Origin of the sequence: Achromobacter sp. NPDC058515 (assembly GCF_042721735.1) — a bacterium.
Classification (GTDB): Bacteria; Pseudomonadota; Gammaproteobacteria; order Burkholderiales; family Burkholderiaceae_B; genus Achromobacter.
Genome location: NZ_JBHXNI010000008.1, coordinates 33,572 through 46,300 on the forward strand (window position 1 = coordinate 33,572; position 12,729 = coordinate 46,300).

The 12,729-nt window shown below is 68.5% G+C and carries 13 protein-coding genes; 1 reads left to right on the forward strand and 12 read right to left on the reverse strand.

The window, feature by feature from the left end; all coding sequences use genetic code 11:
• Positions 1–9: 9 nt before the first annotated feature.
• From ccmB to ACFWP0_RS15425, 9 genes are all read right to left on the reverse strand, one after another.
• Positions 10–675: a heme exporter protein CcmB gene (gene ccmB, locus ACFWP0_RS15385; protein ID WP_377843436.1), complete on the reverse strand. Its 666-nt coding sequence runs from the start codon at positions 673–675 to the stop codon at positions 10–12.
• Entirely contained in the window at positions 641–1,324 is a 684-nt protein-coding gene (gene ccmA / locus ACFWP0_RS15390) for a heme ABC exporter ATP-binding protein CcmA (protein WP_377843437.1), read from the reverse strand. Before ccmA ends, ccmB begins: the two co-directional genes overlap by 35 nt.
• A complete protein-coding gene (locus ACFWP0_RS15395) occupies positions 1,311–1,949 on the reverse strand; it encodes a cytochrome c3 family protein (protein WP_377843439.1) in 639 nt (212 codons plus the stop codon). Before ACFWP0_RS15395 ends, ccmA begins: the two co-directional genes overlap by 14 nt.
• 15 nt (positions 1,950–1,964) lie before the next feature.
• Positions 1,965–2,441, reverse strand: coding sequence for a nitrate reductase cytochrome c-type subunit (locus tag ACFWP0_RS15400; protein WP_377843441.1), 477 nt, complete (start codon positions 2,439–2,441; stop codon positions 1,965–1,967).
• A gap of 20 nt (positions 2,442–2,461) precedes the next feature.
• Positions 2,462–4,957 carry a periplasmic nitrate reductase subunit alpha gene (gene napA / locus ACFWP0_RS15405; RefSeq protein WP_377843442.1) on the reverse strand — a complete coding sequence of 832 codons (2,496 nt, stop codon included), beginning with the start codon at positions 4,955–4,957 and terminating at the stop codon, positions 2,462–2,464.
• Complete coding sequence (locus ACFWP0_RS15410; protein WP_377843444.1) at positions 4,941–5,258, reverse strand: chaperone NapD; 318 nt, start codon at positions 5,256–5,258, stop codon at positions 4,941–4,943. Before ACFWP0_RS15410 ends, napA begins: the two co-directional genes overlap by 17 nt.
• Positions 5,259–5,281: 23 nt before the next feature.
• Positions 5,282–5,440, reverse strand: coding sequence for a periplasmic nitrate reductase, NapE protein (gene napE / locus ACFWP0_RS15415; RefSeq protein ID WP_006218860.1), 159 nt, complete (start codon positions 5,438–5,440; stop codon positions 5,282–5,284).
• A gap of 204 nt (positions 5,441–5,644) precedes the next feature.
• Positions 5,645–6,499: a 3-keto-5-aminohexanoate cleavage protein gene (locus ACFWP0_RS15420; protein ID WP_377843447.1), complete on the reverse strand. Its 855-nt coding sequence runs from the start codon at positions 6,497–6,499 to the stop codon at positions 5,645–5,647.
• Positions 6,496–7,458 carry a 3-hydroxyacyl-CoA dehydrogenase family protein gene (locus ACFWP0_RS15425; protein WP_377843449.1) on the reverse strand — a complete coding sequence of 321 codons (963 nt, stop codon included), beginning with the start codon at positions 7,456–7,458 and terminating at the stop codon, positions 6,496–6,498. The genes ACFWP0_RS15420 and ACFWP0_RS15425 overlap by 4 nt, the downstream gene beginning before the upstream one ends.
• A 122-nt stretch (positions 7,459–7,580) precedes the next feature.
• Between ACFWP0_RS15425 and ACFWP0_RS15430 the strand changes: the two genes are divergently transcribed.
• Positions 7,581–8,489: a LysR substrate-binding domain-containing protein gene (locus ACFWP0_RS15430; protein ID WP_377843450.1), complete on the forward strand. Its 909-nt coding sequence runs from the start codon at positions 7,581–7,583 to the stop codon at positions 8,487–8,489.
• 64 nt (positions 8,490–8,553) lie between these two features.
• Here the strand turns inward: ACFWP0_RS15430 and ACFWP0_RS15435 are convergent, their stop codons facing one another.
• The 3 genes from ACFWP0_RS15435 to ACFWP0_RS15445 form a co-directional block, all read right to left on the reverse strand.
• Positions 8,554–10,986, reverse strand: coding sequence for a TonB-dependent siderophore receptor (locus ACFWP0_RS15435; protein ID WP_377843452.1), 2,433 nt, complete (start codon positions 10,984–10,986; stop codon positions 8,554–8,556).
• 107 nt (positions 10,987–11,093) lie between these two features.
• Entirely contained in the window at positions 11,094–12,119 is a 1,026-nt protein-coding gene (locus tag ACFWP0_RS15440) for a FecR family protein (RefSeq protein WP_377843453.1), read from the reverse strand.
• Positions 12,120–12,127: 8 nt separating this feature from the next.
• Positions 12,128–12,649: a sigma-70 family RNA polymerase sigma factor gene (locus ACFWP0_RS15445; protein ID WP_377843455.1), complete on the reverse strand. Its 522-nt coding sequence runs from the start codon at positions 12,647–12,649 to the stop codon at positions 12,128–12,130.
• Positions 12,650–12,729 lie beyond the last annotated feature (80 nt).

Consider the following 12,729-nt stretch of genomic DNA (forward strand, 5'->3'; position numbering starts at 1 on the left):
GGGGCCTCGTCAGTCCAGCGCCACGCGCAGCGCCGCCGATGCGCTCCAGGGGCAGAGCAGGATCGCCAGGCACAGGCAGGCGCCCAGCAGCGACAACTGAGGCCCCGCGCCCAGGCCCGCGTGCGTGGCCGACACCGCGCCGGCGCCGAAGATCAGCACCGGCACATACAGCGGCAGCACCAGCAGCGGCAGCAGGGCGCCGCCGCGCAGGCCCAGCGTCAGCGCCGCGCCCAGCCCGCCCACCAGCGCCAGGGTGGGGGTGCCCAGCAGCAGGGACAGCGCCAGGATGCCGATGGCGTGCGGCGACAGGCCGAACTGCAGGGCCAGCACCGGGCTGGCAAGGATCAGCGGCAGGCAGCTGCTGAACCAGTGCGCCGCCAGCTTCACGCCCACCAGCAGGGGCAGCGGATGCGGCGACACCAGCAGCTGTTCCAGCGCGCCGTTGTCATGGTCCTGCGCGAAAGGGCGATGCAGGCTCAGCAGGATGCCCAGCAGCGCGCAGACCCATAGCACGCCCGGCCCGATCGCCAAGAGCAGCGCGGGATCGGGGCCGACGGCCAGCGGGAACAGGGTGCCCGCGACAATGAAGAACAGCGTGGCGCCCAGCGTGTCCGCCGGTCGCCTCCAGGCCAGCCGGATTTCACGCAGCGCCAACTGAGACAGCGTAGCCAGCATCCGCGTAATCATCCATGTTCAGGGTTTGGGTGCGCGCGGCGGGGGCGCCCGGCATGCGGTGCGAGGCGAGCACGGCCGCGCCGCCCGCCGCCAGGTGCGCGTCGAGCGCCTGGCGCAACTGGTCCAGGCTGGCCGCGTCCAGCCCCGCGTCGGGTTCGTCCAGCAGCCATAGCGGCTTGCCGCCCAGCACCACGGCGGCCAGCGCCAGCCGGCGGCCCTGGCCCTGGGACAGGCGGGCGGCGGGGGTGTGCAGGCAGGCGCCCAGGCGCCAGGCGCGCAGGCAGGCGGCGATGGCATCGTCGCCTTGCGGGGTGCCGGCCACGTGCAGCGCGTAGCGCAGGTTTTCCAGCGCGCTCAGTTCGCCGCACAGGCCGTTGCCGTGCCCCAGGTACGCCGTGCGCGCAAAGTGCGAGGACGGATCGCGGCGGATGTCGCCGCCCTGGCCGTGCACGGCGCCGCGCAGCGGCCGCAGCAGGCCGGCGAGCATGCGCAGCAGGCTGGTCTTGCCGCTGCCGTTGGCGCCCTGCACGTGCAGGAGCTGGCCGGCGTGCAGGTCGAAATCGACGGGCGCGAGGCCATCGGGGCCGCCGCGCCGGCTGACCAGCGCGCACGCGCACAGCATGGGCGGCGGCGCGTCAGCGGGCCGCATTCGCGACCTCTTTGGACGCGCCGGCCGGCGGCGCCGCTTTGGAGGTCTGGTCGGGCGGGATGTGCGGCAACGTATGGGCGATGCCCTTGTGGCAGTCGATGCAGGTCTTGGTCTTGTCGGCCAGGTAGGTGGAATGCATGTTCTGCGCCCGTACGCTCTGGCGGGTGAAGTCCATGTATTCGTAGTTGTGGCAATTGCGGCATTCCAGCGAGTCGTTCGCCTTGAATCGCGCCCACTCGTGCTGGGCCAGTTCCAGCCGCTTGTCCACGAACTTCTCGCGCGTGTCGATGGTGCCGAAGATCTTGCCCCACACTTCCTTGGACGCCTGCATCTTGCGCGCGATCTTGTCCGTCCAGTTGTGCGGCACGTGGCAGTCCGAGCACAGCGCGCGCACGCCGGACCGGTTGGTGAAGTGGATGGTGCCCTTGAGTTCCGCGTAGACGTTGTCGCGCATTTCGTGGCAACCGGTGCAGAACTTCTCGGTGTTGGTCAACTCCATGGCGGTGTTGAAGGCACCCCAGAACAGGATGCCGCCGATGAACCCGCCTATCGTCAGGAAACCCAGGCTGAAATGCACGCTGGGGCGGCGAATGATGTTCCAGTAGCGCTTGATGAGCTTGACCATGGCGGCTCCCGTCCCTTACTTCTTGTCGGACGCCGGAGCGGTCAGGCGCTTGAGGATCACGTCTATGTCCTGGAAGGTATTGGACACCAGCGGCTTGGCCTCGGCCTGGGGCACGTGGCATTGCACACAGAAGTAGCGGCGCGGCGACACCTCGGCCAGCACGTTGCTGTCGCGGTCCATGTAGTGCGTCACGCTCAGCGGAGGCGCCTGGGTTTCCTCGGTGTTGACCCGCGCGTGACAGGACAGGCAGCGGTTGTAGTTCTTGTCGATCTGGTAGCCGTCGATCTTGTGCGGAATGGTGGGCGGCTGCATCGAGTAGGTGCGCATCCGCTTGATGTCCTTGTTCTCGATCGGGCTGATGAGCGGCGGATTGGTTTCCTCGGCGATCGGGGTGGGGCCGCGCATCGGATCCTCGACCTCGAAGGGCGGGGCGGCCCAGGCGGCCGATCCGAGCAGGATACAGATCGCTATGGCGGTGACGCGTATCTTCATGGCAGTCTCCCGGGCGCTGTTCAGACCTTGACGATCTTGACGGCGCACTTCTTGAAATCGGTCTGGAACGAGATCGGATCGGTGGCGTCCAGCGTGACCTTGTTGATCAGCTGGCCGGCGTCGAACCAGGGCACGAAGACCAGGCCGCGCGGCGGCTTGTCGCGTCCGCGCGTCTCCAGCCGCGTGCGCATCTTGCCGCGCCGCGACACGATTTCAACTTCGACGCCGCGCCGCAGCCCCATCGCCTGCGCGTCGTCGGGGTGCATGAAACAGACCGCGTTGGGAAAGGCCCGGTACAGCTCGGGCACGCGCCGCGTCATGGAGCCCGAATGCCAATGCTCCAGCACGCGGCCGGTCGACAGCCAGAAGGGATATTCCTCGTCCGGCGACTCGGGGGGCGGTTCATAGGGCAGGGCGTAGATGACGGCGCGCCCGTCCGGGTTGCCGTAGAACTCGAAGCCCGCGCCCGCCTTCACGTAGGGGTCGCTGCCTTCGCGGTAGCGCCACAGGGTTTCCTTGCCGTCGACCACGGGCCAGCGCAGGCCGCGCGCCTGGTGGTAGGCGTCGAACGGCGCGAGGTCATGGCCGTGGCCGCGGCCGAATTCCGCGTATTCCTCGAACAGGCCCTTCTGCGCATAGAAGCCGAACGCCTGGGCTTCCTGGTTGGCGTAATCCGGGTTCAGCTCGGTATTGGGAAACTTGTTCACCTTGCCGTTGGCGAACAGCACGTCGAACAGGGTCTTGCCGCGGTATTCGGGCTTCTTGGCCAGGAGGTCGGCGGGCCAGACTTCCTCGACCTTGAAGCGCTTGGAGAATTCCATCAGCTGCCACAGGTCGGAGCGCGCGTCGCCCGGCGCGTTCACCAGCTGGTGCCAGAACTGCGTGCGGCGCTCGGCATTGCCATAGGCGCCTTCCTTTTCCACCCACATGGCGGCCGGCAGGACCAGGTCGGCCGAAATGGTCGTGACAGTCGGGTAGGCATCCGACACGACGATGAAGTTGTCAGGGTTGCGGTAGCCCGGCAGGCCTTCGTTCATCAGGTTCGCGGCGGCCTGCATGTTGTTGTTGACCATGACCCAATAGGCGTTGATCTGGCCGTCCTTGAGCATCCGGTTCTGCAGCACCGCATGCGCGCCCACCTTCTCGGGGATGGTGCCGGCGGGCAGTTGCCACAATTCTTCCGCGTGCGCGCGATGCTTGGGGTTGGTCACGACCAGGTCGGCGGGCAGGCGGTGCGAGAACGTGCCGACTTCGCGCGCCGTCCCGCAGGCCGAGGGCTGCCCGGTCAGCGAGAAGGGGCTGTTGCCCGGCGTGGAGATCTTGCCCGTCAGCAGGTGGATGTTGTAGACCATGTTGTTGGCCCACACGCCGCGGGTGTGCTGGTTAAAGCCCATGGTCCAGAACGAGGTCACGCGCACCTTCGGGTCGGCGTAGAGCTCGGCCAGGTCTTGCAGCTGCTTCTTGGGCACGCCCGACAGCTTGGACGTGTAATCCAGGTCGTACTTGGAGACGAACTTGGCGAACTCCTCGTACGTGATGGGCTTGGAGCCGCCGGCCTTGTCGGCGTTCTTCGCGGCCTTTTGCAGGGGGTGTTCGGGGCGCAGCCCGTAGCCGATATCGGTGTTGCCTTCGTGGAACACCGTGTGCTTGTCGACGAAGTCGCGGTTCACGCGCTTGGTCTGGATGATGTGGTTGGCGATGTAGTTCAGGATCGCCAGGTCGGTCTGCGGCGTGAAGGTCAGCGCCAGGTCGGCCAGTTCGTACGAGCGGTGCTCGAAGGTGGACAGCACCGCTACCTTCGTCTTGGGCGCGGAGAGCCGGCGGTCGGTGACCCGGGTCCAGAGGATGGGGTGCATCTCGGCCATGTTCGAACCCCAGAGCACGAAGGCGTCGGCGTTCTCGATGTCGTCGTAGCAGCCCATGGGTTCGTCGGCGCCGAAGGTGCGCATGAAGCCCACCGCCGCCGACGCCATGCAGTGGCGCGCATTGGGGTCCAGGTTGTTGGACCGGAAGCCCGCCTTCATCAGCTTGAGCGCGGCGTAGCCTTCCCAGACCGTCCACTGGCCCGACCCGAACATGCCCACCGCCGTCGGGCCCTTGTCCTTGAGCACCCGCTTGAACTGCTCGGCCATGACGTCGAACGCCGTGTCCCAGGACACCGGCGCAAACTCGCCGTCCTTGGCGTACTTGCCGTCCTTCATGCGCAGGAGCGGCGTGGTCAGCCGGTCGTTGCCGTACATGATCTTGGACAGGAAATAGCCCTTTACGCAGTTCAGGCCCTTGTTGACCTCGGCGTTGAAGTCGCCATGCGTGGCCACCACCTGATTGTCCTTCACCGCGACGTTCACGCCGCAGCCGGTCCCGCAGAACCTACAGGGCGCCTTGGACCATTTCAGCTTGGCGGCCTCGGATTCGGTCACGATGTTCTGCGTGTAGCCGACGATGGGGATGCCCGCCACGGTGGCGGCGGCAGCGGCGGCGGATTGCTTGATGAAGTCTCTACGAGCCATGGACATCGTCAATCTCCTCATTCATCGCGGCGAGCGTGTCGGCATGCTGGTAGACCAGCGCCGATGCGAGCACGCCATCCAGGCGCTGGATCTCGGAGATCCGGGCCATCATATCGTCGGTGGAGGGGGCTTCCAGGGTGACCACCAGCTTGCCGGTGTCGGAAGCGCCGTGGATTTCGGCGCCGGCGATCGCAAGGATCGCGAGGCGGACGTCGGGCAGCCGGCGAGGGGTGGCATGCACCACCATGCTGGCGATATGCAGTTCGGGCGGCGCGGCGGAGGGCGCCAGGGGCGGGAGCGCGGACATGGGAGGAGTTCCGTCGCGTGGCATCAGCTGCCCGGGGGGCCGGCGATGAGCTGATAGAACCAGACCGCGAAACCGTAGCCCGCCACGATGATGACCGTCAATACGGGGGCCATGACTGCCGTCAGGAACAGGAAACTTCGAAGTTCCTGAGGCTTTGTGTAGCCATCAGACTCGTTTTGCACACACCACCTCGCTACAGACGTTGGGGTATTGCGTTTAACGTGCGGATGTTGAAGTTTGTAGCAGATGGCTCCGCGCCGCGTCAATGTTGCAACACAGCGAAATAATCCGCCAAGGCGCTATATGAAGGCGCTCGACGCTGCTCCGGACGGTGGCCGGAACGCGTCGAGCGCCTTTGTCTTGCTTCGCTGCGGGCGGGCTTGCGGCTAGGCGACAGCCCCATAGATGCGGCGCGCGTCGGCGGCCGTGGCCAGCGGGCGGCCCAAGGCGAGCGCGCCTTGCGCGGCCTGCCGCACTAGCGCCGCGTTGTCCGGCGCGACCGCGCCGTCGCGCAGCTTCAGGTTGTTCTCGAAGCCCACGCGCATGTGGCCCCCGAATGCCGCGGCCGTCGTGACGCAGGCGTTCTCCTCGGGGCCGAAGGCGCAGATCGCCCAGGGCAGGGTATGGTCGTAGGCCGCCAGGAAGGGCAGCAGGTCATAGGCCGACGAGGTCTGCCCCGCGCTGTAGCGGCCCAGCACGAACAGCACCGACCACGCGCCGGGCGGCACCAGCCCGCGCGCCCGCAGCGACTGCCAGCGCCGCACGTCGGCGTCGTCGTACAGGATGATCTGCGTCATGATGCGGCGCTCGGCCAGCCAGGCCAGGAAGGCAGCCAGTTCCGTCTCGGGGATGTCCGGCACGGCGATCTCGCGCAGGCCGATGGAGACCGCCTCGGGCTGCAGCTCGCGCACCAGCGCGATCTGTTCGGCGGCCTTGTAAACCCCCGCGGCTTCGCTGGTGACCTGCACCAGCAGTTCGTCGCCGACCGCGCGCCGCACTGCGGCAAGCGCGTCGCGGTAGGCCTGCGCGTCCAGCAGATGGCTGCCGTCGGGCTTGCGCACATGCATGTGCATCATGGCGGCGCCGGCCTCCAGGCAGGCGCGCGCCTCCAGCGCCAGCCCGTCGGGAGTCATCGGCACGGCCGGATGGTCGGCGGCCTTCTTGTAGGCGCCGTTGGGCGCGACAGTGACGATGACGGGGGATTCGGCCAGCGCGGCGCGCGGCAGGGCGGGGGCGTTCATGGCTGGATCTCCGGCAGTTCGGGGGCGATCAGGTCCAGGCCCGCGCGCAGCAGCCTGTCGTAGCGCGCGCGCTCGGCGGCGATGGTTTCCGGCGTCCATTCGTAGAAGCCCGCGCCCGCCTTCATGCCGTGGCGGCCATCGGCGGCGCGTTCGGTCAGGCAGCGCGCCGGGTGGTCGGCGTTGCAGAACGTGGGATACATGGTCGCGCCCGCCGCGGCGTGGACATCGATGCCGGCGTGGTCGCGCTGCATGACCGGGCCGGCGGCCAGGAAGCGGAAGCCGAAGCCGAAGCGGACGGCGGCGTCCACGTCTTCCGGCGAGGCGATGCCCCGGTCGATCAGGTCGAACGCCTCGCGCGACAGCGCGTGCTGCAGGCGGTTGGCCAGGAAGCCCGGCAGGTCCTGCCTGACCTTCACCGGCACGCTGCCGCAGCGGCGCATGAAGGCGATCAGCGAATCCGCGCAGGCATTGTCGCTGGCCTCGCCCAGCACCACTTCCACCAGCGGCACCAGGTGCGCGGGCATGAAGAAGTGCAGGCCCAGCATGCGGCCCCGGGTGTCCAGGCCCTGGCCGATCGCGCTGATCGGGAAGCTGGAGCTGTTGCTGGCCAGGATGGCGTCCGGCCGGGCGCGCCGCGCCAGGTCCGCAAAGAGCGCCTGCTTGATATCCAGGCGCTCGGGAATGCACTCGATCACCAGGTCCACGGTGGACCAGTCCACCTCGTCCAGGCTGGGCGCGGTGGCCAGCAGCGCGGCGTTCGCTTCGCGCCCGATGGTCTTCAGGTTCTCCGCGACGCGGGCGGGCAGGCCCGCAGCCCGCTCGGCGTTCGACTCGATCACCGTCGTGCGGCAGGCCGCGCGGGTCAACACCACCGCCACGTCGGCGCCCATCGTGCCGCCGCCCACCACCACCGCATGCGCCGCGCCCGGGTTGGGCAGCGCTTTTGCGTCCGTCTGCATGGTTCGCTCCTTAATCTGAAACTACGCTGGGGGCGAGTGTAGAGAAGCCCGGTTGATTGATGAATCAGAATCTTTGGATAGAATGATCTATAAATCAGATCAATAGGATCGGGGGACGAACCATGCAGATCAACCTGTCGATGCGTGACATCGACACCACGCTGGTGCTGGGCCGCACGCTCAATTTCCGTCAGGCCGCCGGGCAGCTGCACCTGTCGCAGTCGGCGCTGTCCACGCAGATCCAGCGCATCGAGGACGCGCTGGGCGTGCGCCTGTTCGACCGCACCACGCGCACGGTGCGGCTGACGGCGGCGGGCGAGGTGTTCCTGCAGCAGGCCGCGACCCTGCAAGTGGCGTTCCGAGACGCCATTGCCGCGGTCAGCGGCATCGCCAGCGCGGAACAGGGCCAGGTATCGGTGGCGGCGCTGCCGTCGCTGGCCGCCCGCCTGCTGCCGCGCGTGCTCATGGCCTATCGCCAGGCGCATCCGCAGGTGGCCCTGAAGGTGCGCGACACGCTGTCGGGGCCGGCTTTCGACCTGGTGCGCGCGGGCGAGGTGGACTTCGCCCTGACCGCGGCCGATCCCCAGCATGCGGACCTGCACTACGTGCCGCTGATGTCCGACAGCTTCATCCTGCTGATTCCCGAGGCGCATCCGCTCGCCCGCGCGGCGGGCCCGCTGCGCTGGGCCGATACCGCCGCGGCGGAGCATGTGTCCATGGTGCAGCCCAGCAGCGTGCGCCAGTACACGGAATGGGCGTTCCTGCAGAACCGCATCCGCTTTACGCCCGCCTTCGAGGCCGAACACCTGACCACCATCGTGGCGATGGTGGAGTGCGGCTTCGGGGTCGCGGCGCTGCCGGAGATCGCCGCCAGCGCGGTGGCGCAAAGCGGCATCGTGCAGCGCCCGCTGATCGGCCCGGTGGCGGAACGGTCCATCGGCCTGGTGACCTCGCGCAGCCGCAGCCTGTCGCCGGCGGCCATGGCCCTGGTTCAGACCTTGCGGCAATACCTGGCCGCCCAGGCGCGGTAGGGCGCAAGCGGCGCGGCCGCCCGGATGCCGGGCGGCCGCGTTCAGGCGCGGGGGCGCCGCGGGCTCAGAAGTCGATCTGCGCCGACAGCAGCACCGTGCGCGGCGCGGCGACGGTGGCGTAGGTGCCGCTGGCCAGCCAGTAGTCCTTGTTGAACAGGTTCTCGATGTTGGCGCGGAACACCACGGACTTGCCCAGGATCTCGGTGTTGTAGCGGGCGCCGATGTCGTAGCGCGTCCACGAGGGCAGGGTCACGGTGTTGGCGGCGTTGAAGTAGGCCGACGAGGTGTGGATCACGCGGGCGTTCAGGCTCAGGCCCCGCACCCACGGCGTGTCCCAGTCGACACCCAGGTTGAAGGTGTTCTTGGGCACGCCGTTGGCGTCGTTGCCGTCGTTTACGCCGCCCGTGCTGCGGGTCAGCGTGGCGTCGTAGAACGTGGCGCTGGCCATCAGGCGCAGGCCGCGCATCGCTTCGCCGTAGGCCGACAGTTCCAGCCCGCGGTTGCGCTGTTCGCCGTCAAAGCTGTAGATGTTGGTGACCGGGTCCGTCATGGAGTTGGGGCGCGTGATCTGGAAGACCGAGGCGCTCGTGATCACCTGGCCCCAATCCACCTTGACGCCCGCCTCGTACTGCTTGGACTTGTAGGGCGCGAACACCTGCCCGGCGTTGACGGTGGTGGCGGGGGCGATTCCGCCCCGGGTCAGGCCCGACGTGAAGTTGCCGTACAGGGACACGTTGGACACGGGCTTGAACACGATGCCCGCCACGGGCGAGATGGCGCTTTCGTCGTAGGAGGTGGTGCGCGCGCCGGTGGTGGTGGAGTAATTGTCCAGCGCCACCCGCTGGTTGCGCAGGCCGCCGGTGATCATCAGGCGGTCGTCGGCAAACGACAGCGTGTCCGTGAGCGTATAGCTGGTCAATTCCGTTTTCGACGCCTTCTGCGGCGCGCCGCGATAGGCGGTGACCTCGGGCAGCGGCGCCGGGCGGTAGATGTTGGAGGGGACCGTGGTGCTGGCCGTGACGTAGGCGTTGCCGGCCTCCTGGTCCAGGCGCGTGGCGGACAGCGTCAGGATGTGCTTGACGCCCCAGGTGTCAAAGCGCGCGCGCAGGCCGACGTCGCCCGTCCAGGTGCGCGAGTACGAGTCGTAGTAGGCGTTGGAGGCCGTGAAGTTGCCCAGCGCGTCGGCCGCGCCCGACGGGAAGGTCTGCTCGGCGGTGCCGTAGCGGTAGCCGGTGGCGCCGTAGACCATGAGGTGGTCGTTGATGTCGTACTCGAGCCGGGTGGCGACGGTCGAGTCGTCCAGCTTGAGCTTGGTGCCCGGGAAGAAATTCCGGTGGCCGGACGGCGGCGACGGCAGCGAAGTCACCGACGGCTGGAAGCCGATCTGCGGCCGGAAGTTGTCGATGTCTTCGTGCTGGGTGTAGGCATCCAGCGACCAGCGCAGCTTCTGGCCGCGATAATCCAGCGCCAGCGCGCCCACGCCTTGCTCCTGCCTGCCGTCGTCGATGGCGGTGTCGCCGTTGCGGTAGACGCCGTTGACTCGGATGCCCCATTCGTTGTTCTCGCCAAAGCGGCGGCCCATGTCGAGCTGGCCGCCCAGCTGCGATTTGCTCTGGTACGTGGTGGTCAGGCGGGTCAAGGGGTCGTCGCCCGCGCGCTTGGTGACGACGTTGATGCCGCCGCCGATGCTGCCGCTGGGGCCGATGCCGTTCATCAGCGTGCCCGGCCCCTTCAGGACTTCCACGCGTTCCATGATGGCCGCGGGCATCCGGCTGGCCGAGGCCAGGCCATACAGGCCATTCAACCCGACGTCGCCGCTGGGGACCGTGAAGCCGCGGATCTGGAACTCGTCGGCGAAGCCGCCGCTGGAGGTCAGCGTTCTTACCGAGGATTCGTTGATCACGACGTCGGCCAGCGTGCGCGCCTGCTGGTTTTCCAGCATTTCCGCGGTGTAGTTGGTGGTGCTGAACGGCACATCCATCACGTCCGCCGTGCCCAGCACGCCCAGGCCGCCGCCGCGCGCGACCTGGCCGCCGGCAAAGGGCGCGGGCAGGCCGGAGTCGGGGGCCGAGGCGGTCACCGTCACGGCCGGCAGTTGCGTCGCGCCGATGCCGGCGGCCGCCGGGCGGTCCAGCACGTAGCTGCCGTTCGATTGCGGCAGGACCTGGATGCCGGTGCCGGCCAGCAGCGTGTCAAGCCCGCCGCGCACGCTGTGGCTGCCCCGCAGGCCGTTGCTTTGCAGCCCGGCGGTCACTTCGGGCTTGAAGGACAGGATGATTCCGGCCTCGCGTCCGTACCGGCCCAGCACGTCCTCAAGCGTTCCCGCCGGTATGTCGTAGGCGCGCGCTTGCGCGGCCTGCGCGTAGGCCGCGGTCGGCAGCGTCATGGCGGGCGCCGCGAGCAGGGCGCCGACGGCGATGCGGCCCGCCAGGCGCGCCGTTGCCGCGCGCCGCAGGAAAGGAGGGGACTGGCGCCTGGGCGCCCGGACGTGATTCATGTACTGGCCTTTCGATGGGTAGATGAGCATTCTGTGTTCTCACCTGCCTTGACCCGCCGGAAAGCAAAACGGATCAGTTCCCGGGCCGGTTTTTTGTAACAGGCGCGTCAGGCGCTGTCCGCGGCCGGAATCAGGCGCACGTGCCTGCCCCGCCAGAGCCGGGACTGGATGTCCACCCGGATGTCCAGCGTCGCGCGCAGCGCCGCCAGCACCCTGTCGATGTCATCGACGGGGAACGAGCCCGACAGCCGCAGGCCGGCGACGGCGGGGTCGCAGGACAGCGTGTCGCGGGAGTAGCGGCCAAGCTCGGCGATGAAATCGTCCAGCCGCATGCCGCGCGCCACGATGAAGCCGTCTTTCCAGGCCACGCGGCTTTCCTCGGCCGGGCCGGGCTCGGCGACGCCATGCGCCCAGTAGCTGGCGCGCCGGCCCGCCTGCAGGGTCAGCGGGTGTCCCGCCTCCTGACGCGGCTGGATCTGCACGGCGCCCTGGTACACGCTGACCTCCGTGCTGTCGCCCAGCACGCGCACGGTGTATTCAGTGCCCAGCGCGCGCGCCGTGCCGTGGGCGGTCTCGACCAGGAACGGGCGCATCGGCGGCCCGGCCTCGTGCGCGGTGGCGATCAGGATTTCGCCCGAGATGAGCGCCACGCGCCGCTCCGTTTCGCTGAACCGGATGTCGAGCGCGCTGCCGGTGTTCAGCGCCAGCCGCGTGCCGTCCGGCAGGACGAGATCGCGGCGTTCGCCGACGCCGGTCCGATAGTCGGATGTCCATTCGCGCCATGGCGCGTATTCGCCCACGCTCCAGGTTGCGCCGCCGGTGAACGCCAGGACGCCCAGCGCCTTGAGGGCTCGACGCCGGTGCGGGGAGGCGGGCGGCGCAAGCGCCGCCTGCGCGATGGCCGCGCTGACCGGGGAAGAGAGCGGCTGCAGGGAGCCCCTGACCGATTCGATGCGCAGCCAGGCGCGTTCGTGGTCGGGATGCGCTGCGCGCCAGCAGGCCCATTCCCGCACGGTCTCGGGGGGCACGGCATCGCCCTGCAATTCCACCAGCCACTCCAGGGCGCGCTGCGCGACGGCCGGCGAAAGGGCGGCGGCGTCGCGGGTGCTTGCGTACCAGGGAGAGGCGGACAAGGGGCGGGTCATCCGATGGAAGAGAGGTCGGCAAAGCAGCAGCGCTGCAGGGCGCGGACGATGTAGCGCTTGACGGTGGGAATGGAGATGCCCAGCGCCTGGGCCACCTGGCCGTGCGTGCGGCCCTCCAGTTGCGACATCAGGAAGGCCCGCCGCACGACAGCCGGCAGGCCGTCGAGCAGGCGGTCCAGTTCCACCAGCGTTTCCAGCACGATGGCCCGGTCCTCCGGCGACCAGCTGACCGGCTGCGGCGCCTGGGCCAGGGCGTCGAGATAGGCGCGCTCCAGCTTCTCGCGCCGCCAGTGGTTGGAGACGAGGTGCTGGGCCACCGTGGTGAGGAAGGCGCGCGGTTCGGACAGCGACGGCGGAACGCGGTCGCTGCTGAGCAGGCGGATGAAGGTGTCGTGGGCCAGGTCCTCGGCTTGATCGGCGTTGCCCAGGCGTCGGCGCAGCCAGCCCCTGAGCCAGGAGTGGTGGTCGCTATAGAGCGTTTCGATGGACGTGGGGAAGAGGCATCCCGGCGTACTCAAGATCGAGCCTTTTGATCAAGCCGCCGGCGCCCGACAGGCTGACGCAGGACAACTACCCAGAAATGATTGGTAATAATAAT

Coding starts and splice junctions, on each gene's coding strand:
- ACFWP0_RS15395 (WP_377843439.1), bottom strand. CDS start 1,949: ATGGTCAAGCTCATCAAGCGCTACTGGAACATCATTCGCCGCCCCAGC.
- ACFWP0_RS15410 (WP_377843444.1), bottom strand. CDS start 5,258: ATGTCCGCGCTCCCGCCCCTGGCGCCCTCCGCCGCGCCGCCCGAACTG.
- ACFWP0_RS15420 (WP_377843447.1), bottom strand. CDS start 6,499: ATGAACGCCCCCGCCCTGCCGCGCGCCGCGCTGGCCGAATCCCCCGTC.
- ccmA (WP_377843437.1), bottom strand. CDS start 1,324: ATGCGGCCCGCTGACGCGCCGCCGCCCATGCTGTGCGCGTGCGCGCTG.
- napA (WP_377843442.1), bottom strand. CDS start 4,957: ATGTCCATGGCTCGTAGAGACTTCATCAAGCAATCCGCCGCCGCTGCC.
- ACFWP0_RS15425 (WP_377843449.1), bottom strand. CDS start 7,458: ATGCAGACGGACGCAAAAGCGCTGCCCAACCCGGGCGCGGCGCATGCG.
- ccmB (WP_377843436.1), bottom strand. CDS start 675: ATGCTGGCTACGCTGTCTCAGTTGGCGCTGCGTGAAATCCGGCTGGCC.
- ACFWP0_RS15430 (WP_377843450.1), top strand. CDS start 7,581: ATGCAGATCAACCTGTCGATGCGTGACATCGACACCACGCTGGTGCTG.
- ACFWP0_RS15435 (WP_377843452.1), bottom strand. CDS start 10,986: ATGAATCACGTCCGGGCGCCCAGGCGCCAGTCCCCTCCTTTCCTGCGG.
- ACFWP0_RS15400 (WP_377843441.1), bottom strand. CDS start 2,441: ATGAAGATACGCGTCACCGCCATAGCGATCTGTATCCTGCTCGGATCG.